The sequence below is a fragment of the Streptacidiphilus sp. EB129 genome (assembly GCF_041262645.1).
GTDB lineage: Bacteria > Actinomycetota > Actinomycetes > Streptomycetales > Streptomycetaceae > Streptacidiphilus.
In genome coordinates this window covers 26237-48606 of sequence record NZ_JBGCCS010000010.1, presented here as the reverse complement: position 1 = coordinate 48606, position 22370 = coordinate 26237, and the positions used below count along the sequence as shown (strand labels likewise).

Below are 22370 nucleotides of genomic sequence, written 5' to 3'. Positions count from 1 at the left end.
CAGGGAAACTATGCGAATCAACCCTGCTGCGGGGTGGGCCCTACCTTTGGCATATCTGGTAAACATGCTAAACCAGGATATGTCACGAAATTATTCAGTGGTGAGAAATAAACCCCGGAGGCCCTGTTGACCGTTCGCTGGAGTGCGAAATAGCCTTTCGTTCGTCCGCAGTTCACGGAGTTGGAAAGGAGTTGGACGATGGCGAACGACAACGTTGCCGACCTGAAGCTGGCCAAGCTCATCACGAGGATGGTGGCCAGCGCGCGCACCCGTCCCGAGGTGGCGCCGGCCAAGCCGGCTGTCAAGCCGGTCATCGGCAAGGCCTAACGGGACAGACGGTTCGTGTTTGACGGTGTGCGGCCCCACGGGGCCGCACACCCGAACCGCAGACGCAAGGAGCGGTGTGGAATCACGCTGGGGTGACCTGGTCATCTTCGACTACGAACTGAACTTTCCTGACGCTGCTCCGCTGGAATTGGAACTCTATAGCCTGGGGCTGATGCGCGCCCCGGAAGTCCTGCTCGGTGACACGGTGCCGCTGGGAATTCCGCGGCGTCCCGGAATTCTCGATGTGGAGGCCGGCAGGCATGATGCCTGGCTGGCCGATGTCGCTGAGGCATCCGGCTCTCTGGCTTGGGCGCGCGTCCTGCGTACGCGCTTCGAGGCCATCCTCGCCGGGCTGCGGCGTGGCCTGGACTGCTGGGAGCAGACTGACGGTCCGCTGCCGGAGCTCGACCTCCTGGTCGGCCCGCTGCTCGACCTGATGGCACTTCACACCCTCAACTGGGTACTGCCGCTGGACACTTACACCCGCCATTTCGCGGACCTGCTGGGCGACCCGGAGCTCGGCCGCCAGTGCCTGCTGGCGCAGCTCACCCCGGCGGCTCCGGCGCACATGGTCGACTTCCACGCCTATGTGCTCACCAGCGCGCAGGCGGCGACCGACGGCGCCGATCTCACCGCTCTCGCTCAGGCCCTCTCGGAAGAGATCGGATACCTGCAGCAACAGGGCATGGCTGAGGTCCCGCTGGAGCGGCCCCGGGAGGCGAGCTCCTTTCTGCAGCGCGTCGCGGCGGGACACGCCGACGGCGGCATCGAGGGGGAGCTCGCGGCCCTGCTGACCGCGCAGCAGCGCAGCAGGCGCCGCCGCGACAGCCTGTATGCGGCCGCCCTGCTCGCGGCGTCCACGGACGCCGTGCGGTTCGACCGGACCAATGCGATGGCGATCGTGTGCCGCGTGGCCGCCGAAGAGGAGGAGCAGCGCAAGATCCTTCAGCAGCGTGCTCTGCGCGCGGTGCGCCAGATCGGTGAACGCGTCGGCATCGACGCCTCGGGCGCGACACTCGCCCAGCTCGGCGCGGCCGTCACCCGGGCCCGGGGTGCCCAGGAGCCGGAAGGGCAGGACGAGTTGGCCGGTATCCCCGCGGGAGGGCAGCGATCATGACGGACCTGGTGGATCTTTCCGCCGCCCACGACGCATCGCGATTCGGCAACAAGGCGGCCAATCTGGCCCGGCTGATCGGCGCAGGCATCCCCGTACCACCGGGACTTGTCGTGCCCGTGGCCGGGGCTGTGTCACCGGACGCCGTCGAGAGAATCGTGCTCTGGGCACGCGAACACGCGCCCTGGGGCCTGGTGGTCCGTTCGTCGGCGCAGCGCGAGGACTCCGGCGGCGCCAGCTACGCCGGCATGTTCGAGTCCCTGTTCTGCCCCGTCGACGCCGAAGCCCTCGAACGGGCGATCCGCGCCGTGCAGGAGAGCGGGGACAGTGAGCGGGTGCGCCTCTACGAGCAGGCCCTGGGTCTGCGCGGACAGCTCTCGGGCCTCGCCGTGCTGATCCAGGCGGCGATTCGACCGCACGCGTCGGGCGTCTGCTTCAGCCAATGGCCGACGGGTACGGACGGGTTCCGGATCGAGTCGGCACTGGGCCTGTCCACGCTCCTGCTGCAGGGCGAGGTCCTGCCCGACGTGGTCGAGGGCAGCGCCGACGACCGGAGGGACACCACCCGCTCCACGGCGGAGAAGTACGTCATCCCGTTGCCCGCACTTCCGGTGGAACTGGACCTGCTGCCGGGGGAGTGGATCGAGGGGCACAGCCGCCACTTGGGCTCCTGGCGGGCCAAGCTGGCCTACAGCGACCCGGACGAGGGCATCGTCTACCTGCGTCCGCCGCAGGGCTGGGAGAAACTGCCCGCACTACCGTCCGACGCCGAGGACGCGCTGCTCCCGCTCGGCGGCCGCCTCACCGAGCTCTACGGCAACCCCGCGCTGGACATCGAGTGGGTCTACGACGGCGACGGCCGGATCTGGATCGTCCAGGTCCGGCCAGCCACCGCAGCCGCCTCCGCCGGGGTCGGCGGGGCGGCCCCCACCCAGGCGGGGTCGGGGCAGCCGGGCGAGCTGGTGGGCCGTTCGGCCGCGCCCGGCCTGGTCGACGGCGTCACCGAGGTCGTCGAAGACCCGGCGCGGTCAGCGGAGTTCACGCCCGGACGGATCCTGGTCTCCGGCCCGGCCCGGCCCGAGCTGATGCCTGCCATCGTGGCCTGTACCGGCATCGTCAGCGCCGATGCGGGCTTGCTGTGCCACACGGCGATCGTCGCCCGGGAGTTGGGCAAGCCCTGCGTGGTCGGAGTCCATGAGGCGCTCGAACTCCTCCCCACCGGAACCCCGGTGCGCCTGGACGGAAGCGGTGGGACCGTGCGCCCGCTCACGGCGGGGGAGCCTGCCGCGCGCGCTGCGGAAGCAGCTCGGTTCGACGTCGACCCGAGCCGATCCGTGGTTGAGGTCCTCGCAGGCGTCGCCGCGCTCACCGACCCGCCGGTGCCCCGCCCCGGTACCGTCGCGCAGGTTCTGATCATGGATCGGGACCTGCTGGCTGCGGCGGAGCAGGATGCCGGCCCGCTGCTCGCGGCGGGCACCACCCTCAGCGGCTTCCTGCTTCCGCCGGAACCTCCGGGGGCCGGGCGGTCCGCGGCGCCCGCTGCGATCGCGGCAGCCTGCAGCCGCCTGCCGCTGGGCTCGCTCGGCGACGTTCTCTGGACCCAGCCGCCGCCCCCGCCCCCCTATGACGTGGTCGTCTACGACACCGACGACCGGGCCCTGTTCCACCGACACATCCCTGCGGCCAGGAGTGACTCGTGACCATGGCACCACCAGTAGCGCCGCCGGTTCCGGTGCACCCCGCCCATCAGGACGTGGACTCCGAAGGACCGGGCACGCTGCGCATCTACTCGGACCCGCACCTGCTCTCCGCCTTCACCGCCTCCGAGCTCTTCCCCCTGCTGGGCTCCGTGGCGTCACTGCCCTCGGTGACCGGACCGGTCGAAGTCTTCCCCGACGTCACCCGCAAGCGCTTCGGCTTCCCCTCGGGCACCGTGGTCAACTGCGGCGGCAGCGACCCCTTCGTGTTTCCCACCGCAGTGCCTGACGTGGCCTGCGGCTTCAACGTCGTCGCCACCGGGCTCGATGTCAGCGGATGGACCCAGCAGCGCAAGGCCGCGCTCCTCGGCCGGATCGCCGCCGCCATCGGGGTGGACTCCCCGGACCGCGAACGGCTGCCGCAGGTCGACCTGGACGCGGTGCTGCGCGGCGGTGTCGCCGCAGTGGCGGACCGCAGCGGGTACGCCTGGGATCCGACCGCCACGGAGCAGCACGTCGACTGGGAGCCGCTGCCCGGGGTCCTCTCCGAGGAGTGCCTGGAGCGGGCCGCCGCTCTCGCGGGTTCCGTCACCGGTCACTTCGTCGCCTTCTACACCGTCGGCGAGGTCCTGGACGATCCGTCCTCGGTGCGGCCCGCGCTGTTCCCCGGCGAGCTCCTGGTCGTGGTGCACACCGGCGCCCCGATGATCCGTGAGTTCATGTACTGGCGGCACTACCTGCCCATCGCCCAGAAGTGCCTGGACCAGGGCTATGTCCCCGTCGATCTCGTCGAGGACTACGGACTCTACGGAGTCCCCGCGACGGACCCGGTCGCCCGGGAGTTCCTCCGGGTCGTCTCCTGCGCCGTGATGTACGGCTATGCCAACCGGCACATCGTCGCCGACCGCATCCTGCGGGTTCTCGACCGGCACGCGGGGAAGGCTCCGCGCCCGACCCACCCCCGGCTGGTCCGCCATGTCGGACACGGCGCTTTCGAGGCGGGGGCCGATGGCGGCATCCGCTCGCGCCGGGGCGTCCAGCCCTCGGTCGGCGCCGACGCCGGGGCCACGCCCACCACCACCTTCATCACCGGCGGCGAGTACACGCACGCCTACCTCATGGCCCAGGGCCCCCGCGCGGGCGACGCCGGCGGCCGGATCGGGCACGGGACGCCCATGTGGCAACCCGGCTCCGTCCCGACGCATGTGCTCGAACTGGAGCGAGCCACGGATCTGGGGGCCGTCCTCACCGCAGGACGTCAGGCGGCGGGGAACACCCCGTTCGACGCCGCGGAGTTCTGGCGCGACGCCATCAACCTGGAGGCGGTCGCCTCGTCGCTGGAGTCGACCGGGCTCGCCCGGCGCCAGGTGCGCCTGCTGCCCTTCGCCAACTACAAGGAGAGGGACCACTGATGGCAGTGCCCGAAGCGACGGGGGAGGTCGGCGCGGCCGCTGTGTCCGCGGCCGAGCCGGTGGACGTGACCGTCATCATCCCGGCGCGCAACAGCAATCCCGACATCCTGCGCACCTTCGATCTCATCCGGCAGGGGCTGGACGGCCACAGCTTCGAGGTGCTGGTGGTGGTCGAGGACCGGATGCCGGGCCCGGTCCTGTCCGACACCCGCACCTACGCGACCATGACCGACACCCGCTTCCAGGCGCACCCGCTCAACGGGGACAAGGCGGCGGCAGTCCGCTACGGCATGGAGCAGGCACGCGGCCGCGTCGTCGGCTTCATGGACGTCGACATGGGGATCGAGGCCGAGCCGGAACACCTGCGCACCATCGCCGAGGCCGTGTTGAACGGCGAGACCGACTGCGCCATCCCCGACCGGGACCAGCGCGAGTGGGCCTGGATCCGCAAAGCCAAGACCAACTACTTCGCTGCGGCGGCCCGCTGGCTCTTCCGGCTGCCGGTACGCGACACCCAGGGCGCGATGAAGTTCATGAGCGCCGACGCAGCGGGCACGGCCCTGCGCTTCTGCGCCTTCAAGGGCTGGGAGTTCGACGTCGAGCTGCTCTGGGTGCTGAAGATCACCGGCTTCCGGATCCGGCCCTACCCGGTGTGGTGGGTGGGACGCGGCGGCGAAGTCCCGTGGGTCTCGGCGCTGCTGATCCTCACCATGGGCACCGGGATGGTGAAGAACCTGGTTGCCGTCCGGCTCCGGACCCTGTTCACCCGGCGCCGGATCCTTCGCGCATGGAGGGCCACGCTGCCCGTGGCCTGAGCCGAAACGAAACCGCTGGTCCGGGCGGCCCTGCAGCGCAGAGCGGCGGGGCCGCCCGGCCTGTGCCGCTGCCGGTGCCGCCCGCATGCTCGAGGGCAAGTCCGCCGGCGAGTACATGGAGGGCATGACCTCGATCATCCGCCGCGAGCCGGTCGGCGTCTGCGCCCAGGTCGCACCGTGGAACTAAGTCCGGCTACGGCAAGGACCTCTCCGCCTTCGGCTTCGAGGACTACACCCGCATCAAGCACGTCATGACCGCCATGTGAGAGCCCCAGGAACAGCCGTAGTGCCCGGCACCCTCAACGAAACCCGGCGCGCCCTGCTGTTCGCCGTGTGCCTCGGCCCGACGGACGGCGCGACCGCGGTGACCCCCGTCCAACTGCGCGGGGTCACCGACCGCCTGACCACAGCCGGGCACTGGCCTGATCTCCGCCACGGTGCCGCGTCGATAGCTTAAGCCTCCGGGGCCGATCGAAGGCCGTCTCCGAGATGTTCGGACACCAGGACGTGGACGCCGTGATCGTGGCGCACTTCGCGTTGCAGTGGCACCGGCGGCGGGCATCGGAGCGTGTGCGCACGACGCGGCGGTGCGTTTGTGTCTTGAGCGTTGTTTGAGCGGCGATTAGTCCTTGCTGACGATTTGTCAGTAGCATGTCATTACAGGTCCGATCCTGTTCTGCCTTCCCCGACGACCCCTCACGCCGAAGGTGGCATTCAGCTTGTCCATACGTACTTTCGCGCTGCCCGCGCTCGCCGTGTCCACTGTCCTCGCGCTGTGCGCTTGCGACCCGACGAGGCCGGTGGCTGCGCCGGCCGATCCCACAGCCGCTACCACCCAGGCCCTGCCTGCCGCGACCGCCACGAGTCTGGCGGGTGTGTCGGCTGCCACCGGGAGTCCGGCGGTGACTCTGGTTACCCCGCTCGCCGGGAGCCCGAAGGCCGGTCCGGCCGCCTCCGGTAGGCCGACGGCGGCGCCGGCCGGCCCGTCCCGGTCGGGGCGGCCTGTCGTGGCCGCTGCGCCGGGTCTGAAGCTGGCCGCCTACGACCGGCGGACCGGCAAGGCGGTCCTGGCCCCCGTCGGCGCCGCCGCTGGCAATCCTGGCCCGGCGCCCACAGCCACGGCTGCGACCGCCGCCGCCGTGCGTACCGGTCAGGTGATCGACAGCCCCCCGTCGGCCGTCGCGCCGCACGGGGCACTGCTGGCGATCACCGGCGTCAAGCCCGCCGCTGACGGGACGGTGGTGGTCAGCACCCGCCCGGCCACCCTCTCCGAACTGCTCGGCCAGACCTGGGCCCAGATCCGCAGCGCGCTCGACCCGCACAACATTCAGATCACGCCGCAGCTCAAGGACCTCAAGGTCTCCTACGTCCCGAACCCGGCTGGCGCCGCCGGCGGCGCTTCGGCCGCGCTGGAACTGGACGTGAACGACAGCCTCCCGCTGCCGGGCGGCGTCTCGGCCACGCTCTCCGGCTCGCTCGAACTGGACCCGAGCGTCGACTTCACCTACCAGGGCGGCCTTCTGAGCCTGCAGCAGGCCCGGGTCGGCTTCGACCTCGGGGCGCACGCCAACTGGCACGTCACCGCGGGCCTCACCGCGTCCACCGGTCCGGTGACGATTCCGATCGCCAAGCTCACCGCCACCCCCGTGATCATGGTCGGTGAGGTGCCCGTGGTGATCGTCCTGGACCTGAGCGTCTACGCCGAGGTCTCCGCCGACGGCACCGTCACCGTCGACACCACACAGTCCTTCGACGGCACCTGGGGCATCCACGCCGACTACACCAAGGCCGGCGGCTGGACCCCCGCCACCGACCTCGGCACCACCACCATCTCCCCGGTCAAGGCCACGTTCTCCGGCAACGCCAGCGTCCGCACCGGCCTGGTCGCCGACGGCTCGGTCGCCCTCTACGACACCCTGGGCGTGAAGGCCACCGTCGAGCCGTACCTGCGCACCGCGGTGCAGGGCACCGTCAGCGTCGACAGCAGCGGCGCCAAACCGACCGTCGACGGCAACATCGGCCTGTTCGGCGGCCTGGACGTGAACGGAGCCGTGATGGCCCGCATCGCCATCCTCGGCACCCCGCTCCTGGAGAAGGACCTGCCCTTCCCGATCTACAACCACGAGTGGCCGATCGTGACCCGGGAGATCACCAACCCGCCCGCCAGCCCCCAGCCGGGCACCTCACCGAAGCACTGACCACGATGCGGCCCGGGGCCGGCGACCCACGCCGCACCCCGGGCCGCACCACCCGACGCTGGCCGGCGAACTGACGGAGAGTGACATCGGTCCGCCTATCCTGACCGCCGGCGAAGCCGGCCAGCACCGACCGCTGGGCGTCCTTCGCTGCGGGTGCCCACGCTGCCGACGCCCACCGCCTTGCGGGCCATGTCGACGATGGTGAACTGCTCGAGCAGGTGCCGGCGCTCAGAGGACAGGGAGCGTCCGTGGCCGGCGACCAGGGCGCGCAGGCCGTCCTGCAACTGGTCAGAAGCGGCGAGGTCGCCGGCCATGACGGCGGCTGCTCCGCGGTAGAAACGGAAGGGGCTTTCGGCATCCGTGCGTAGCGCAGGGACACCAGCTCTGGGACCCGGGAGGCCGACTGCCGCTCGATGACTTCCAGCGGGTCCTGTCGCGTGGAGCGCGGCTCGAAGTCGCCCTGGGCGGAGCGGGGCGTACGCCGTCGCGCCGCCCGGCCCCGGTCAGCGCGCTCCTGCGGCGTCAAAGGCACCTGCCCGCCATTGCGGACAATCGTCCGGTGCGCCATCAGATCCTCGACGGTGAGGCGGCCGTAAGTGTCGATCGTGGTGACCGAGGCATGGCGCGGGAACTCCTTCACTGTCTCGATCCCCGCGCCCCGCCGGGATGGAGACGGGTGGCCAGGGCGTGGCGGTGGTGGCGGGGGCGAACGCCACGCCTATGGTCCTGCGAAGCCCTCCGGCCATGCCGTAGACGGCAGGTGATGCTGTCGCGGCTGGTGTGAAGGGCTGCTGAGCGGGACTGGGATGTCGTCGCCGCGCGCGGCTTCGCCGGGACCGGGGGTACCCGCTGTTGTGGTGGGCCCGCTCGCCCTTCCTGGACGCCGCCGGCGTCCACGCTGGGGGCGTGGGCCCGGAGCGGTCCGGGACCGGTGGGCTCCGCGTCGGTGGACACGGGCCACCGTGCCGCGCCTGGCCTGTGTCCACGAGACACCCTCAGCTTCAGGGTGACGGGGGCGGCCTGGTACCGCGGTGGCGGGAGATCTGCTGCCGGGTGGTCTGCCAGCGCAGTCGCATCTGGGCCCGGACGGTGTCCCACTCCTGGCGCACTTCGTCGTCGGGCGGTCGTTCACCGTCGCGAATCCGGGCCAGTTCATCGTGCACTTCCCGCCCCAGCACCGCGGATCCGACCAGCGCGAACATGGCGCAGAAGAGGGCGGACAGCATCGCGAAGACCGCACCCACCGCGCCGTAGCGCGTGGCATAGGAGCTGAAGAGGTGTGGCAGGTAGAGGGTTGCTCCGATCGAGCACAGCGCCAGGAACAGTGCGGCGATGGCGCCGAAGGGGAGCAGGTCCTGCCAGGCGATCCGTTTCGCGGACAGGATCCAGCCGCTCCAGACGAAGAAGACCGCTGTCAGCGGCAGTTCGGCCAGGGTCGCGGCGAGTTCCAGACGCCCGCGCCCGAGCGCGGCATGCAGCCACCCTGTGAGCGCCGCGTAGGCGAGCAGCGCGACTGCCCACCTCAGGCCGTTGGTCGTGTTGCGGACGCTGAGGGGAGTGAGCGCCCAGGTCTGTTCGAACAAGCGCTGCATGGCGCGGGTGAAGCTCAGTACCGACACCGCCAGGAACAGTGCGCCGAAGATGCCGGCGCCCGCGCCGCTGTCCAGGGACGAAGAGAAGATCTGACGGACCGCCTCGGCGCCTCCGCCGGTGAGGCCGTAACGGTCGATGATGCGGTCCGCGACGTCCCTGTCGCCCAGGTGCGACAGGACAGCGCCGCAGATGATCGCGACCGGGACCAGTGCCGTCAGGGCCCCGGAGGCGAGTGCCATCGACCGGTCGAAGCCCACGACCCTCTGGAAGCGATTGACGACCCGCAGTGCGAAGGCCGGACGCAGCCAGAACGTGAGAGTCCTGACCAGGCGCTCGCGGTTGATCGGTTTCGTCTGCCCTCCCTGGACGTGGGCGTTGCCCCACAACTGGAGTCACGCCCGACGCCGGCTGTGCGGCGATGCGAAGGCGGCAGTGCGATCGGAAGGCGGTCGAGTCTTCCAGCGCAGCGCTGACCATGCCACCGCATGGCCGCGCAGGGCCCAGGCCCGATCCGGAAGCTACCTGCCGAGCCGGAGCGCGAGGACCTGGACTTCGGTCCGGGCGCTGTCGCTGCAGGGGCGCTGCCGCGATGGCGGCGTTGTGTTCGGTTGAGCGGCAATCCCCGGCCGCGACCGTGTGCGTATCGGAACGCGCCTCCTCATGGTCTTCCGACTTGTTCCGCGGGCCTGGCCGGGGCCCCCGGGTTCGTGTCCGGGACCTGTGTGGACCCTCACTCATGGGGGTGCGGGAGTCCATACAGGTCCCGGACGGAAGTTCGGGTCCCCGCGGTTGGTACGGGGGCTCGCCGCCCGGTCCGTATCCATCCTCGCCGGGCGGCCGGCGTGGGGGTGGTGTCGACACGCGGCGAACGGGTGAGCCGTGCCGCGCGGCGCGGTGCCCGCGGACGGCGCCTGGGCTCCCCACCGGATCCATGGGTGTCTGGCCGGTCGGCTGGTCCGTGCGAACACGCGGACACGACCGGGGCTGCTCTCGATTCCCCCAAATGGTTGCGGATTCAACTGTGGTGGGAGTGGGCCCGGCCATGGGGGTGCGGGCCTGGCCGGGAGCGCCGCCGGGTGCCGGTGGTGGTGCTGCAGTGCGGCGGGGTCCGGCGTGGCCCGGGCGTGCGCGGTGCGGGCAGCGAGGAACAGCGGCCTGGCCGTGTGGCGCAGGGCCCACAGACAGCAGGCCGCGGTCCGCGCGTGGCTCGGCGCCCGCAGGTGCGCCCTGCCTCAGGACGCGAGTGAGGCCACTGTGTGACCGGGGCTGTACGCGCCGGCATCAGGCACCGCCGCGGGTAGGCCCGGCGCGCGTCCAGGGTGTGCGCGGTGGGGCTGCTGTGAGCCGCCGTGGACGGTGCCGTGGTGTGGGGCGAGGCTGGCCGCAGTAGCGGCGGCGAGCCGGGTAGGGCACAGCTGTTCCTTGCCGGGACGGTTCCGGCCCGGCCGCCGCTGGGGGATATTGCGTGGACCGTCCTGGGAGGACGCATGGCCTGGCGAGGAGTGTGGATGTTGGTGCGGTCGATGTGGAGGACGCCGGCCGGGACCGGGTCGTCGTCGCCGCGCGGGACTGCGCCGGGACCGGGAGATCGCTGTTGCGTTCACGCTGGGTGCGTGGGTGGGCCTGGGTCGGTCAGGGGCCGGTGGACTGCGCCGCGCCCAGGTCCAGGGCATGGTGGCCGGCGTCGGTGAGGGCGGCGGTCCACTGACGCCCCCGGCGGTCGGGCTCGCCGGACTCGGCCAGGGTGACCAGTCCATGGTGGCCAGGGGCTTGAGCGTGGCCAGGTGCAGGCCGGCCGTTCCCCGCCTTGCGGGCAGGCCCTGCTCCTGGAGACGGCGGAGTCCTCCGAGCGCGTCCCACTGCCGCGCGGCCAGCTCAGGATGGAAAGTGTCATCGGGCACCCGAGGATCCTGCGGGCGGCTCCACTCTCTGCGGATGCGGTCCACATCCTCTGCGTCGGTCCTTCCGGGCGTGTCCGGAAGGACCGACGCGACCAGCACCACGACACAGGACGCGGACCGCCGACACGGCTCTGGGGGGCTCGCTGCAGCCGAGGCATCTACTACAACAAACCTTGGTACTGACTCTTCGCGTCGTATGGCCCGTCGTTCAGTCCGGTGACTCTCCCACGATCGCGCGCAGGGCCGCGAGGTGAGCGTGGTAGGCGGCCCGGCCGGGACTGGTGAGCGAGAGCCAGACGCGCTGGCGGGTGTCGCGCACGGCCCTGGTCTGCTGCACATAGCCGGCGTCCATCAGCACGCTGACGTGTTTGCTCAGTACCGAGGCACTGACCTGTAGCCGCTCCTGTACTAGGGCGAATTCGATCTGCTCCACCGCTTCCAGCAGCGCGCAGATCCGCAGCCGGTTCTCCGCGTGGATCGTGGCGTCGAAACCGTCTGGCGACCTGGTGTCCGTCTTCATGCCCGGGTCCGCGCACGCCCGCTGTGTACGAGTGCGTATCCGGCCGTCCAGCATCCGACCACCACGGCGCCGATGATCCACCCCCACGTCTCGTTCAGGAACGCCAGGGCGATCCACAGTGCGGCCGTGGGCGCCCCCACGGCCACCGTCTGGCGAATCGTGAGTTTCCGGGGCACGACGCCGGCCGCGACGACCCGTCTGCTATAGACGTGCTCAGCCGCCACGACGCCCACCCCGTAGGTGCCGACTACCGCAAGCGTGAGCAGGCCGGACGAGGGGTGGAGCAGCATGAGAACGGTCGCCATCAGGCCATAGACCAGGTAGAGCCAGGCCTGGATCGACGTGTGGCCCGCGGTTCGGGCTTGCCTGGCGGCCTCAAGTGCGGCGGCCGCCTCCAACGGAGAGGGACGCTCCGGGAGCTCATCAGTTTCCATGATGGAAAGGCTACCTTGGAGTTTCCAAGTCGGCAACACACAACTTTCCGCTATGGAAACAGTGGTGAGCGGGACCGCCATGCCGTTGGTGACGCGCCGCTCCCAGGCCGCCCGCACAGGGGCGACGGTCGGCAGACCTGCCGGCGACCGTACTTGCCGGATGGAACCCTAGAGAAGCCATATCCTCGCAGGTCACAAGGCATCTCTTTACTTCCGGGCGTCACGCTGCACAGAGATCAGCTGGTGCATCCGGGCTCAGCTGTGGAACCCAGGTCAAGTTGAGTAGGCGAAAGCACAACGATGGGCGCACGTCCCACCTTGCGGGACACACACCCCCCGTTGGTCTGGGCGCAGTGGCGGGCTGGCGTTGCCGGGCGTGTGGGGGGCAGGCTGGATGTGTGCAGGTCGCAGGCTGGACCGGGTTCGGGTCGGCCGTCCGAGAAGGGAGACGCGGTGATCGAAGCGGCGGACATCCGCGAGTGGCGCACGCACGACGTCGTTGACCCCGACGGGCACAAGATCGGGGCTCTTGAGGCGGTGTATGTGGATACCAGCACCGATGAGCCGGCCATGGCCACCGTCCAGGTCGGCCTGCCCACCCGCCACCGCCTGGTCTTCGTCCCCCTGGACCACGCGATCGTGGGACCTGGATACGTCAAGGTCAACTACACCAAGTCGCTGGTCAAAGACTGCCCCGCGATCGGCACGGACGACGTGCTCCCCGCCACGAGCGAGGAAGCGATCTTCCAGCACTACGGCATGGCCTACGAACCGGGCGCCGGCGGCGAGCGGCAGCTCGCTCGCCGCTGACCCCACCAGCATGGAGGCACATCATGGTCCTGTTCCTGCTCGTGGTCATCGTCGCGGTCGTGTTGGGCATCATCGGCGCCGTCGCCCACGGCCTGCTCTACCTGCTGGTCATCGGAGCCGTGCTGCTCGTCGCCGACCTGGTTCTCATCGCGATGCGCTGGAGGCGCTCCGGTCGGCAGCCGCAACGGTGAAGCGTCCCCGGGCGGCAGCGGAGTGTTAGTTCCAGGTTCTGCGGCGCGTGGGTGGGCTGGCGCCAGGGGTCAGCCCATCGTGGGCCGGTACGGCACTCCCGCACGGTTTTGTGGTGGTGAGTCGGTTGCGGCGTGCTTCTCGGCGATCGCTCATTGGTTTGTATGCGTCGATCGCGTTCGTCATTGTTCTGCTGGCGGTTCATCAGATGGTGCGAACGAGTGGTTGTCGGCGGGTTGGGCCAGATGGGTGTGGATACGCTCGGTCGCGTCGTCCGAAGGGGGCGGCACCCGTCGCGTGCTGCTCGCGCTCCGGCCGTCCCGGCCGTCCTGCGCTGGTACGGATCACGCTCGGGCAGTTCCCGTGGGAGTGGATATGAGTTCTGCAGGTCGTAAGACTGTCGCGGTGATGGCCGCGGCTTTGGCGTCGCTGGGCGTGGGGAGTGGTGTCACCGCGTCTGCGTCCACTGTATCGGCCGCGTCGTGCAGCAGCGGGGCGGAATGCCCCAGCCTGATGCCGACCAGGCTCACGGCCAGTCAGGCCACGTTGAATGTCACCCAGATGCAACTGGAGAATATCAACGCGATGGCGTCCGACGCGGTGACCGGGGAGCCTATCCGCGGCGCGAAGATCGTGTTCGCCACCATGGGCGGCCGGACGCTGGGGATGGCCTACACGGACGACACCGGCATCGCCGCGATCGCCGCTCCGGAGGACCTGGGCCCCGGTACCCTCCAGGAGTTGCTGGGCGGCTACGAAGCCGCGATGGTCGGCGACGGGATCCATGCTCCGGCCGGTGCCCACGGAGCGATCACCGTCGGCACCGATCAGGGCCCCGGTGTCCCGGGCAACCCGTGCGCGGTCTGCAGTGACCGCGGGCTCAAGCAGGACGTGGTCCCGGTCGACTGGAGCCGGTAAGGATGCGGATCTTCCGCCGGCGGTCCAGGGTGGCTGACCACAGTGCCCCGCCCAGTCGTTCGGCCGGCGCGCGGGACAGTGGCGCTGTGGCCCCGGTTGGTGCGGTCAACGGGTACGCGGTCCTGGAGACGGTGGCCGCTCTTCCCGTCAGTACCTGGCGCTACCTCTGGGAGCCCGAAGACGTGCGCCACCTCGGGCCGATGGCCCAGGACTGGAACGCCGCCTTCGGCTTCAACCAGGACGACACCAAGATCCCCGTCGTCGACGGCCTCGGCGTCGCCCTGGTATGCGTCCAGGCACTACACCACCGCGTGGAAGAACTCACGGCAGAAGTGGACCGGCTGCGAGCAGCCGCGAGCGTCAACACACCCGAGTCCGCGTGACGACGCCGGGCGACCTGCTGTGATGCTCCAGCGGTCGCAGCGGTCGCAGCGGTCGCAGCGGTCGCAGCGGTCGCAGCGGTCGCAGCGGTCGCAGCGGTCGCAGCGGTCGCAGCGGTCGCAGCGGCCCGGCTCTGGCGGCCACGGGCGTGTCCCAGGCCGGGGCACGGCCCACGGCTGCCGCCCCCCCCGGGAGCGGCGTGGAGGGGGCCCTGCGGAACACTCATCGCGATCCAGAAGGCAGGACACCATGACAGGACAGGACGCTCTGGCACGACACGACACCGCGGCGGGACCATCCGGGGCGCTGGATCAGCGGTCGCCGGTGAGTACGGACGCGATCTGGCGGCTTCCCGTGACGGTCTGCCGCATCACCCAGTTCCTGGGCGAGCAGACAGCCGGCGCCCTACTGGATCGCGCCATCGCCTCCGCCGGCGACACACTGAAGCCGTCCATGATCCAAGACCAGCAACTGGTCCCCGACATTCGCCGGTCCCGGTCGTGCCAGGACTTCGCCGCGCCTGAGTTGATGACAGCCATCGACGAGGTACTGGAGGCGGTCGAGCACACTGTGGGAGTCTCCTGCCAGTACACCGAACCCAGCTACAGCCTCAATGTGCACAACGACGGCGACTTCTACCGGCCGCACCAGGACACCAGCGCCGAGTTCGCCCGCCGGCGTCTGCTCACGTTCGTGTATTACCTGCATCGCACACCGAGGCCTTTCGGCGGGGGCGAGCTGCGTGTGTTCGACGCCGCCCTGCCGCTGCACACCGAGACAACCGGAAAGTGGGAGGAGCGCACCTGGCGGGACTGGGAACCCGAGCACGACAGCATCGTGTTCTTCCGACCCACCGCGTGGCACGAGGTACGGCCGGTCAGCTGCCCGAGCAGGCACTACCCGGACAGCCGCTTCGCCATCAACGGCTGGCTGTGCAGCCCTGACCCCGCGAACCGCGGGAATGACATGAGCCTGTGAGACTCATCGTCCCCGATGCCGACTGAGCGCCGCTGCTGAGCGGGCCACGCACCCAAGCCTGAAGAAGAGTGCACCCTGCCGAACAACGGCATCACCCCTTAGTTCTTAGTTCAGAGACGGTCGGGGAGGAGCGGCGAAGTCCGCGCGCCATCTCCTGCCGCTCGGCCGCGAGCTATCTCCTCGTGCTCCGCCACCTGCAGGTGACGTCCAGATCCTTGCACTGGTGCAGCTCACGTGGAGCGGCACGGCGGGCGGCCGCGGGGGCTAACGGGCCGTCAGGCGGCCGACCAGCGACCATGTAGTTCATGCTTCCAGACCGGCGACCGGTGAGCTCTTCCTTGCGCGGTCCCGCATCCTGCCCGGTGTACCCGGTATGAGAAGCCACCTGTTGTGCCCGCCCCGAGCGCAGCGTCAAGAGCCGGAACGCCCTGGAGATGACCTGCGTCAGCGGCTCTCTCCCGCGCTTTGCAGGTACAGCAGGGTGATGTCGGCGCAGGCCAGTGTGATCAGTCGCGCCACGACGGGTCTCGGGTGGTGCAGCCGCAGGGACGCTCCGACCGCGGCGGCGTGATGGTAGGCCTGCAGAAACGCGCTCAGGCCGCTGCAGTCGCAGAAGTCGACCTGGGCAAGATCCACCTCGATGGTGCGCACGCCATCGGCCAGACACCGCGTCAGTGCGTGGTGCAGGAGCGGCGCGGAGTCCATGTTGATCTCGCCGGTCAACGTGATCTCTGCTCTGTCATGCCAGTCGTGCCGCTCAATGGTTAGAGTCGCCGCCGCTATCCCGGCCCCGTGCTGGGGCGGCGGGCGATGGCGGACCGCCATTGATCGGGCGATGATGCTGTGCTTGGACATCCCGGTCTCCTCGGCCGTCTCATCTGGGACACCGCCGGGGTCTGGGGCAGCTGGAGCGATCACCGCAGAAGCGGCGCGCTCAGTGGGTCGGGCCGGAGGCGCCTCAGCACACGGCTTCGAAACGCTCGCACCCGCCAAGAACAGGTATTCCACTATGGACTGTACGGCTTGCCGCAGCAGCCCGGTACTACCCGGACTGTGCGGGAACCGCAGAAGCACCGGCTGCCGTTGGCTGGCTGGCCCGGCGGGCCAACGGCGAGAGCCGTGCGATCGTACATGCGGGCAGCAGAGCGCGGGCTTCGGTGGACTCGGGCCCGGTGTCGAGCGTGACCACCAAGTAGAGCTGGCGGGGTGGGCGGTGACGATGCCGGCGGCTGTCGATGCCGCGGACCTCGTAGCCGACCAGGCTGCGCCCGGGGATGTGGTGGGCTCCGGGGTATAACCCAAACCATCTCGCCGACGCGTCTCCCGTGCCGCTACCTGCAGCGCCGCGAACTCCTCCAGGCCGCCGCCCCGGTGGCGCCTTTCACCGAAGGCCTCGATCGGGTTCCCTCGGGCGCGCTGTGGGTGCCGAGACCCGCGTTCGACATAATTCGTCTCGCTTGGAGGCGCGAAGTGCCCGCTGACCTGCAGAGTCTCCGCTGCGGCGCGAATCGCCCGTTTCTCTAGGCATAGAGAAACGGGCAGGTCGGCGGCCCGGCCGATCGGACCGATGGGCGAACAATGGGCCGCAGAACGGTGCGGACAAACCTCTCTGAGACTCAGTCGCCGATGGGGCCGATGTAGGTACCGGGGTGGGTGGCCGCGTCCTGGAGCAGGACATGGCCCCAGCGCCAGGGGAGATCGTAGGAGGTGGTCTCGTTCGGCGGCGTGATCACGAGGGTGGTGGGTGCGAAATTGTTGCTCGCCACGTTGCCTTCGGCGGTCCATGGGAGGAAGGTCACGGTGAACTGCGTCGAGTCGCCGGGCTTCAGGGTGAGGGTGACCGGCGCCTGGTTGTCCCGGCCGAGCGACCAGCTGTGGCCGCTGTTGACCAGGTTGACGCCGGGGAAGCCGTGCATGGTGCATTGGTGACCGCTGGTGTTCTTGACCATCACCACGGCCTTCTGCTGCTCCTGGGCGTTGCCGTTGGGGACCGCGTCCCCGCCCGTCGCCCAGGAGTAGCCGAGGTCGGTGGTGTGGCAGCGGATGCTGCTGCCCACGGCTGTGGTGGTCCCGGTCGTGCTCTGCCCCGTGCTGGCGCCCGCCGTGGAGCCGGTGCCGGTAGGGGGCGAAGAGGACGAGGAGGACGAGGACGAGGACGAGGAGGACTGTCCGCTGCCCGACGCCGCGCCCCCGGACGATGTCGCCGTCGCCGCGGTTCCGCCGCTGCACGCACTCAGGGCGATGCTCGCGATCAGAGCCACCGCCGATGCGCCTACCGCGTGCTGAACACCCATCAGAACTCCATACGAGAGAGGACCGCAGCTGTGCCGTGGTCGTACGAACAGCTTCATGCTTGATCACGCCGCCCGCCACGTGCCGGTTTCCCGACATCTGCGGCGGTGACAGGTCTGTGACGATGTCTCGACACCGTCTCAGCTTGATTCTGAAGGTGATCTTGGTAGGCCATGTCCTGACCGGCGCCCGGCCGAGGCCTGGGAGCGGATCTCCTGCGGGGACGGTGCGAAGGGGCCGCGAGTCTACGACTGGGCCGCGGCCAAGCTGCCCACAATCGAGGGTTCAGATCCCACCCACCATCGCTGGGTGCTGGCCCGTCGCAGCCCGGCGCGTCCTGACGAGGTCGCCTACTACCTCGCGTTCGCCCCGGCGGATACCACCGTCTCGGAGCCGGTCCGGGTGGCCGGCGCCCGGTGGGGCATCGAGGAGTGTGCCGCTCGGCGCACCTGCGGATCATCAACCAGTCCAGTCATGTCGGCTCTCTGACCTTGCAGACCACACCCGGCGTCGACCTCGGAGGGATCAGCGGGGCCTACGCGCCGACGAAGACCTACCTCAACGCCCTCACCATCCAGTACGCCAAGGAGTGCTGAGCGGCAAACATCCTGGCGCCCCTGGATTCGGTGGCCGCGTTCACGGGGAGCCCTGGGGTCTCAGGGCTCCCGCGTGAGCCGCTGTGCGTGGCGTCAGCGTGCGAACTTTTCGATGGCCTCCGGGGTGACGGGGGTGAAGAAGTTGACGAGGTTGCCGTCGGGGTCGCGGAACAGCAGCGACCGATTGCCCCAGGGCATCGTGGTGGGCTCGGTGACGAAGTCGGTGACGAAGCCGGTCAGGTTCTGGTGAACGCGGTCCACGTCGTCGACGAGGAACTCGATGATCACGCTGTGGTTGTCGGCCGGATGAGAAGAGCCTGGCGCGAACAGCGGCACAGTCCGGGCGCTGCCGATGGCGAGGGTGGCGCTGGGGGTCTTGAGTTCGGCGAAGTCCTCGGTGGACCAGGCCGCCTGCACCCCGGTGGCCTTCTCGTAGAACTCGACGAGGCGCGTGATGTCGCCGGTGATGATCCGGATCGAGACGAAGTCCATGGTGTTCTCCCTAGGTTCGTGGAGCCGTTGCACTTCGCACGCTAGAACAAATAGTGGACAGAATCGGTCCAGTATCCGCGCTAGGCTTTGAGCATGTCTCGACCTACCGGCCGCGTGCTCACCCTGCTGGAGCTGCTGCAGTCGGGCGGCACCCGGACGGTGGCCGAACTCGCCGACCGGCTCGGCGTCGACGGGCGCACCGTGCGGCGGTATGTGGATCATCTGATCGACCTTGACGTGCCCGTGGAGTCGGTGCGCGGCCGCTACGGCGGGTACCGGCTTGCCCCCGGGTACCGCTTGCCTCCGCTCATGCTCAGCGACGACGAGGCGCTGGCCGTGCTGCTCGGCCTGGTCGCCGGCCGCCGAGCAGGGCTGACGACGACGCAGCACACGGCAAACGAGACGGCATCGGCGAAGATCCGGCGGGTGCTGCCCAAGCACATCGCCCGCCGGCTCGACACGCTCCTGGAATCTCTCGCCTTCACGGATCAGCCCGGAGAGTTCGACACCCCGGACGCCGGGGTCCTGCTCACCATCGCCGATGCGGTACGCCACCGCCGACCGGTCTCGATCAGATACACCGACCGCGACGGACGGCGCAGCGAACGCACACTGCACGCGTACGGGATCGTCGCCCATGCGGGCCGGTGGTACGTCACGGGCACGGACCCCGGGATCGGCGAGGACCGAACCTTCCGGCTCGATCGCATCGCAGACGCGAGGACGCTGCCCGGCTCATTCGAGGCGCCCGTGGGTCCCGGTCCGGCCCAGCGGGTGTTGTCCGGGTTCGCCACGGCCGAGTACCGGCATGAGGTGACCGTGCGGATCCACGGGACCGTTGAGCAGATCCGCGCCCACCTTCCCATCAGCGTCGCGAACCTAGAGGAGCACGAGTCCGCAGCCGGCGAGGACCGGGCGACCGAGCGCTGGCTGCGCGTCGAGCTGCGGGCGGAGCGACTCGACTGGTTGCCTCCAGTACTCGCCTCACTCGACCGGCCGTTCGTCATCGAGCGCCCCGATGAACTCCGCGACCTCATGATCGCGCTCGCCGATCGCCTCACGTCCTACGCCGCCGAGCCTGCAAGCGAGGAACCAATGTCATGAGATGGCACAGCTAGGCGCGCCACCCCGGCACTGAACACTCTGTCAAGCTGCCAGGTCCACCCGCCGGCCCCATCAGCCTGCCGACGAGCACTCCTCAGGTCAGCGGCTTCCGGTGACTCCCGTCCAGGCAGGCTCGGCTCGCCGCCCCGGCCGTGGCGCACCACGACCGGGGGCTCCACCTGTCAGGGCTGCCGACGGGACCAAGGCACCGCGGTGGATTCTGGCTGAACCCTACCGAGCCGGGACGAACCCACCCCAGACCGCCGCCATGGAACCGGCCGGGGTCCGTGCGTCGACCCGGTAGCTGTCGGCGCCCGCGTCGCGCACACCGGTGGCGTGGTTGAACTGGGCCGCGAACTCGTACTGTCCGGCCGGCACGGTCAGGCCGGGCTTGAGCACCCAGCGGTAGACCAGCGCGCCGCCGACCTCTCGCACGGTGACGGTGAAGTCGTCGACCGGCAGGGTGCGCCAACTGCCCGTGCTCTGCACGCCGCCGGTCTGCGCGATGCGCAGCTCCAAGGTGAGGGAGGTGAGCGGCTGAGCGGTCTTCAGGACCAGGTCGCTCTGCGACCAGTAGACGGTGCTGTGCGGGTCCACCGAGCCTGCCGACCACAGTGGCCCGGCCTGGGGCCGTGCGCCGGTGGGCTGGGCCGGATGCGAGCTGTCCGCGGCCGTGGTCGGCGGCGATCCGGGGGCGGTGGCGGAATCCGACGGCGTCGGATGGGGAGTGGCCGACGGCGAGTCGTTCGGTGTGGTGACGGTGGTCGTCGGCGACGGGCCGTGGACGATGTCGGCGACGGCGAAGCCGCCGGTCGCCAGCAGGCCGACGGTGGCGAGACCGGCGAGGACGGTCCTGGGCCCCGACCTGGTGAACGACCGCGTGCGGTGACGGACGGCCGGGCCGGTCAGGCCGCGCTCAACGCGGGCCAGCATCCTCGCGTGGTCGGGCTGGTAGGCCTGGGCGGACTCGCGCAGCCGCCGGGTGATCTCCTCGCTCACTGAATCCTCCTCCCTGCCACCAGGACCTCGGCGGATCGTACGCCGAGTATGCGTTCCAGCTCGGCCAGCCCCTTCGAGGTCTGGCTCTTCACCGTACCGACCGATATGCCCAGGGCCATCGCGGTGTCCTTCTCCGACAGGTCGAAGGCATGGCGCAGCACCACGCACGCCCGCCTGCGGAACGGCAGCCGGGCCAGTGCCGTGCGCACGTCGAGCACGGCGGCCACGTCGGGTCCTTCCGTCCGCTCCGAGACACGGGACCAGAACAGCGTGATCCGGCGGCGCTCCCGGATCGTGCTCCGGAGTCGTTCGCGTGCCATGTTGGCCACCACGCCGCGCGCGTAGGCGCGCGGGTGCTCGGCCGCGCGGAGCCGGTCCCAGCGCTGCCAGAGCGCGATCAGGGCGTCGGCGGCCAGGTCGTCGGCCGCGTCCGCCTCCCCGGTCAGGAGGTGGGCGAAGCGGGCCAGTTCGGCGTAGTGGCGTTCGAAGAAGTCGTGGAACTCCGCGGACGCGTCGTCGGGGAGCATCTCCCTCGGTCGCCCTTTCTTGCATGTGCGCGTTAACAACGCATGAGGGTAGCAGCGGTCGTCAACGGGTCAAGGCGGCTGGATGACCGCGTGGTCAATGCCGGGCGAACTGGACATTGGTCGGCTGGGCGACGTTCGGCCGCAGCGCGATCCCGTCGACGGTCAGCTGCTGACCGTAGATGTCGGTGATCCTGATCGGGCCGCCGCACCCGCTGCCGTCGCTGGAGACGAAGTAGTTGTAGTCGGTGCGCGGGAGCCGGCGCCAGCCGCCCGCCGTCCGGACCTCCAGCAGCGCGACGGGGTTGCGGTGACCGATCACCTGAATACCGCACCACCAGCGGGTGGAGCCGGTCTGGTAGCGAAGGGAGAGCGGCCCCAGGGAGGCGGGGCTCAGCAGCGTCCAGGTGATCGGCAGGCGGCCGACCGAGAGGTTGGCGAGCCGTGCGAAGGCCTGCTGGCTCAGGTCGAGCTGGCCGGGCGCGCAGGGCAGGGGGCACTCGTTGACGATCCGCACGGTCAGGGAGGAGCCGTTGGCGGCGCGCACGAGTACGTAGGCGCCGCACGCCTTGGACGACTCGTAGTCGGTGTAGTTCATCGCCGCGATCATGAGGTCACCGGACGGTCCGAACAGGCACGCGCCGTTGCCGTCCGCGGCGGCGTACGCGGTCGCGACGCCGTGGTAGGTGACGGAGGGCTTGATCCGCCCGGCCAGCGGCGCCACCGCTGATCCCGCCGGTGCCGCGCCGCCGGTCGACGCCGACCGCGACGCGGACGCCGACGCCGTGCCGGCGCGGGACGGCCGCGCCGCTGCGCTCGCGGCCGCGGCGGTGCTGGACGCGGTCACCGGTCCGGCGCCGGGCGCGGCGCCCGCCTGGGCCGCCGCGACGGCAGGTCCGGCGTCGGTGGGGCCTCCGCCGCCCGGCCGGAAGGCGACCGCCAGGCACACCAGCACCCCGACGGCCAGCAGCGCCGCCGCAATGCTCGTGCTCAACCCGCGTCTGCGCTCGCGCCTGCGCCGTGACTGCGGCGCGGCGTGCCTCGTTCCCCTCATGCCCATCCGTTCGGTCGGTCCG

23 protein-coding genes and 2 pseudogenes are annotated in these 22370 nt (G+C 70.2%); 15 read left to right on the top strand and 10 right to left on the bottom strand.

Going from position 1 to position 22370, the window contains the following annotated elements:
- Positions 1-198: 198 nt before the first annotated feature.
- The 7 genes and pseudogenes from ABH925_RS14825 to ABH925_RS14795 all read left to right on the top strand — a co-directional run bounded on the left by ABH925_RS14825 (position 199) and on the right by ABH925_RS14795 (position 7563).
- Complete coding sequence (locus ABH925_RS14825; protein WP_370148029.1) at positions 199-327, top strand: hypothetical protein; 129 nt, start codon at positions 199-201, stop codon at positions 325-327.
- Between the two features lie 76 nt (positions 328-403).
- On the top strand, positions 404-1444 hold the full coding sequence (locus ABH925_RS14820) for a hypothetical protein (protein ID WP_370148027.1): 1041 nt from the start codon (positions 404-406) through the stop codon (positions 1442-1444).
- Positions 1441-3141: a PEP/pyruvate-binding domain-containing protein gene (locus ABH925_RS14815; protein ID WP_370148025.1), complete on the top strand. Its 1701-nt coding sequence runs from the start codon at positions 1441-1443 to the stop codon at positions 3139-3141. Before ABH925_RS14820 ends, ABH925_RS14815 begins: the two co-directional genes overlap by 4 nt.
- Before the next feature lie 2 nt (positions 3142-3143).
- On the top strand, positions 3144-4550 hold the full coding sequence (locus tag ABH925_RS14810) for an RtcB family protein (RefSeq protein WP_370148024.1): 1407 nt from the start codon (positions 3144-3146) through the stop codon (positions 4548-4550).
- Entirely contained in the window at positions 4550-5365 is an 816-nt protein-coding gene (locus tag ABH925_RS14805; protein ID WP_370148022.1) for a glycosyltransferase, read from the top strand. Before ABH925_RS14810 ends, ABH925_RS14805 begins: the two co-directional genes overlap by 1 nt.
- 70 nt (positions 5366-5435) lie before the next feature.
- Positions 5436-5549, top strand: a pseudogene (locus ABH925_RS14800) (aldehyde dehydrogenase family protein); the annotation flags it as partial.
- A 718-nt stretch (positions 5550-6267) separates the two neighbouring features.
- A complete protein-coding gene (locus tag ABH925_RS14795) occupies positions 6268-7563 on the top strand; it encodes a hypothetical protein (protein ID WP_370148020.1) in 1296 nt (431 codons plus the stop codon).
- 95 nt (positions 7564-7658) lie between these two features.
- Here the strand turns inward: ABH925_RS14795 and ABH925_RS14790 are convergent, their stop codons facing one another.
- The 4 genes from ABH925_RS14790 to ABH925_RS14775 form a co-directional block, all read right to left on the bottom strand.
- Positions 7659-7877, bottom strand: a complete 219-nt coding sequence (locus tag ABH925_RS14790; RefSeq protein ID WP_370148018.1) for a DUF2252 family protein — start codon at positions 7875-7877, stop codon at positions 7659-7661.
- Positions 7878-8564: 687 nt separating this feature from the next.
- Entirely contained in the window at positions 8565-9413 is an 849-nt protein-coding gene (locus ABH925_RS14785) for a YhjD/YihY/BrkB family envelope integrity protein (RefSeq protein ID WP_370148016.1), read from the bottom strand.
- 1852 nt (positions 9414-11265) lie between these two features.
- A complete protein-coding gene (locus ABH925_RS14780) occupies positions 11266-11577 on the bottom strand; it encodes a transcriptional regulator (protein WP_370148014.1) in 312 nt (103 codons plus the stop codon).
- The gene (locus ABH925_RS14775) at positions 11574-12011 is read right to left on the bottom strand and encodes a hypothetical protein (protein WP_370148013.1); all 438 of its coding nucleotides are present in this window, start codon (positions 12009-12011) and stop codon (positions 11574-11576) included. Before ABH925_RS14775 ends, ABH925_RS14780 begins: the two co-directional genes overlap by 4 nt.
- A 453-nt stretch (positions 12012-12464) precedes the next feature.
- Between ABH925_RS14775 and ABH925_RS14770 the strand changes: the two genes are divergently transcribed.
- The 5 genes from ABH925_RS14770 (at position 12465) to ABH925_RS14750 (ending at position 15287) form a co-directional block, all read left to right on the top strand.
- Positions 12465-12821 (top strand): PRC-barrel domain-containing protein, encoded by a 357-nt coding sequence (locus ABH925_RS14770; RefSeq protein ID WP_370148011.1) that lies wholly within the window; start codon positions 12465-12467, stop codon positions 12819-12821.
- A 23-nt stretch (positions 12822-12844) separates the two neighbouring features.
- On the top strand, positions 12845-13012 hold the full coding sequence (locus ABH925_RS14765) for a hypothetical protein (protein ID WP_370148009.1): 168 nt from the start codon (positions 12845-12847) through the stop codon (positions 13010-13012).
- A gap of 559 nt (positions 13013-13571) precedes the next feature.
- The gene (locus tag ABH925_RS14760; RefSeq protein ID WP_370148007.1) at positions 13572-13928 is read left to right on the top strand and encodes a hypothetical protein; all 357 of its coding nucleotides are present in this window, start codon (positions 13572-13574) and stop codon (positions 13926-13928) included.
- 86 nt (positions 13929-14014) lie between these two features.
- Positions 14015-14311 (top strand): tail fiber domain-containing protein, encoded by a 297-nt coding sequence (locus ABH925_RS14755; RefSeq protein WP_370148005.1) that lies wholly within the window; start codon positions 14015-14017, stop codon positions 14309-14311.
- Between the two features lie 322 nt (positions 14312-14633).
- Complete coding sequence (locus ABH925_RS14750) at positions 14634-15287, top strand: 2OG-Fe(II) oxygenase (protein WP_370148003.1); 654 nt, start codon at positions 14634-14636, stop codon at positions 15285-15287.
- A gap of 444 nt (positions 15288-15731) precedes the next feature.
- Here ABH925_RS14750 and ABH925_RS14745 read toward each other — a convergent pair whose 3' ends face one another.
- Positions 15732-16142, bottom strand: a complete 411-nt coding sequence (locus tag ABH925_RS14745; RefSeq protein WP_370148001.1) for an STAS domain-containing protein — start codon at positions 16140-16142, stop codon at positions 15732-15734.
- Between the two features lie 761 nt (positions 16143-16903).
- Positions 16904-17344, bottom strand: a complete 441-nt coding sequence (locus tag ABH925_RS14740; RefSeq protein WP_370147999.1) for a DUF4232 domain-containing protein — start codon at positions 17342-17344, stop codon at positions 16904-16906.
- On the opposite strand from ABH925_RS14740, the gene ABH925_RS14735 reads away from it, so the two are divergent.
- Together ABH925_RS14735 and ABH925_RS14730 are read left to right on the top strand one after the other, a co-directional pair.
- Positions 17331-17573 (top strand): hypothetical protein, encoded by a 243-nt coding sequence (locus ABH925_RS14735; RefSeq protein ID WP_370147997.1) that lies wholly within the window; start codon positions 17331-17333, stop codon positions 17571-17573. The two genes, ABH925_RS14740 and ABH925_RS14735, sit on opposite strands and share 14 nt — an antisense overlap.
- Before the next feature lie 443 nt (positions 17574-18016).
- Positions 18017-18169, top strand: a pseudogene (locus tag ABH925_RS14730) (dehydrogenase); the annotation flags it as partial.
- 99 nt (positions 18170-18268) lie between these two features.
- On the opposite strand, the gene ABH925_RS14725 reads toward ABH925_RS14730, so the two are convergent.
- Positions 18269-18667: a VOC family protein gene (locus ABH925_RS14725; protein WP_370147995.1), complete on the bottom strand. Its 399-nt coding sequence runs from the start codon at positions 18665-18667 to the stop codon at positions 18269-18271.
- A 93-nt stretch (positions 18668-18760) separates the two neighbouring features.
- Between ABH925_RS14725 and ABH925_RS14720 the strand changes: the two genes are divergently transcribed.
- Entirely contained in the window at positions 18761-19771 is a 1011-nt protein-coding gene (locus tag ABH925_RS14720) for a helix-turn-helix transcriptional regulator (protein WP_370147993.1), read from the top strand.
- Between the two features lie 231 nt (positions 19772-20002).
- Here the strand turns inward: ABH925_RS14720 and ABH925_RS14715 are convergent, their stop codons facing one another.
- The 3 genes from ABH925_RS14715 to ABH925_RS14705 form a co-directional block, all read right to left on the bottom strand.
- Positions 20003-20770 (bottom strand): hypothetical protein, encoded by a 768-nt coding sequence (locus ABH925_RS14715; RefSeq protein ID WP_370147992.1) that lies wholly within the window; start codon positions 20768-20770, stop codon positions 20003-20005.
- Positions 20767-21297: a SigE family RNA polymerase sigma factor gene (locus tag ABH925_RS14710; RefSeq protein ID WP_370147990.1), complete on the bottom strand. Its 531-nt coding sequence runs from the start codon at positions 21295-21297 to the stop codon at positions 20767-20769. Before ABH925_RS14710 ends, ABH925_RS14715 begins: the two co-directional genes overlap by 4 nt.
- A 94-nt stretch (positions 21298-21391) precedes the next feature.
- The gene (locus ABH925_RS14705) at positions 21392-22288 is read right to left on the bottom strand and encodes an expansin EXLX1 family cellulose-binding protein (RefSeq protein ID WP_370147987.1); all 897 of its coding nucleotides are present in this window, start codon (positions 22286-22288) and stop codon (positions 21392-21394) included.
- Positions 22289-22370 lie beyond the last annotated feature (82 nt).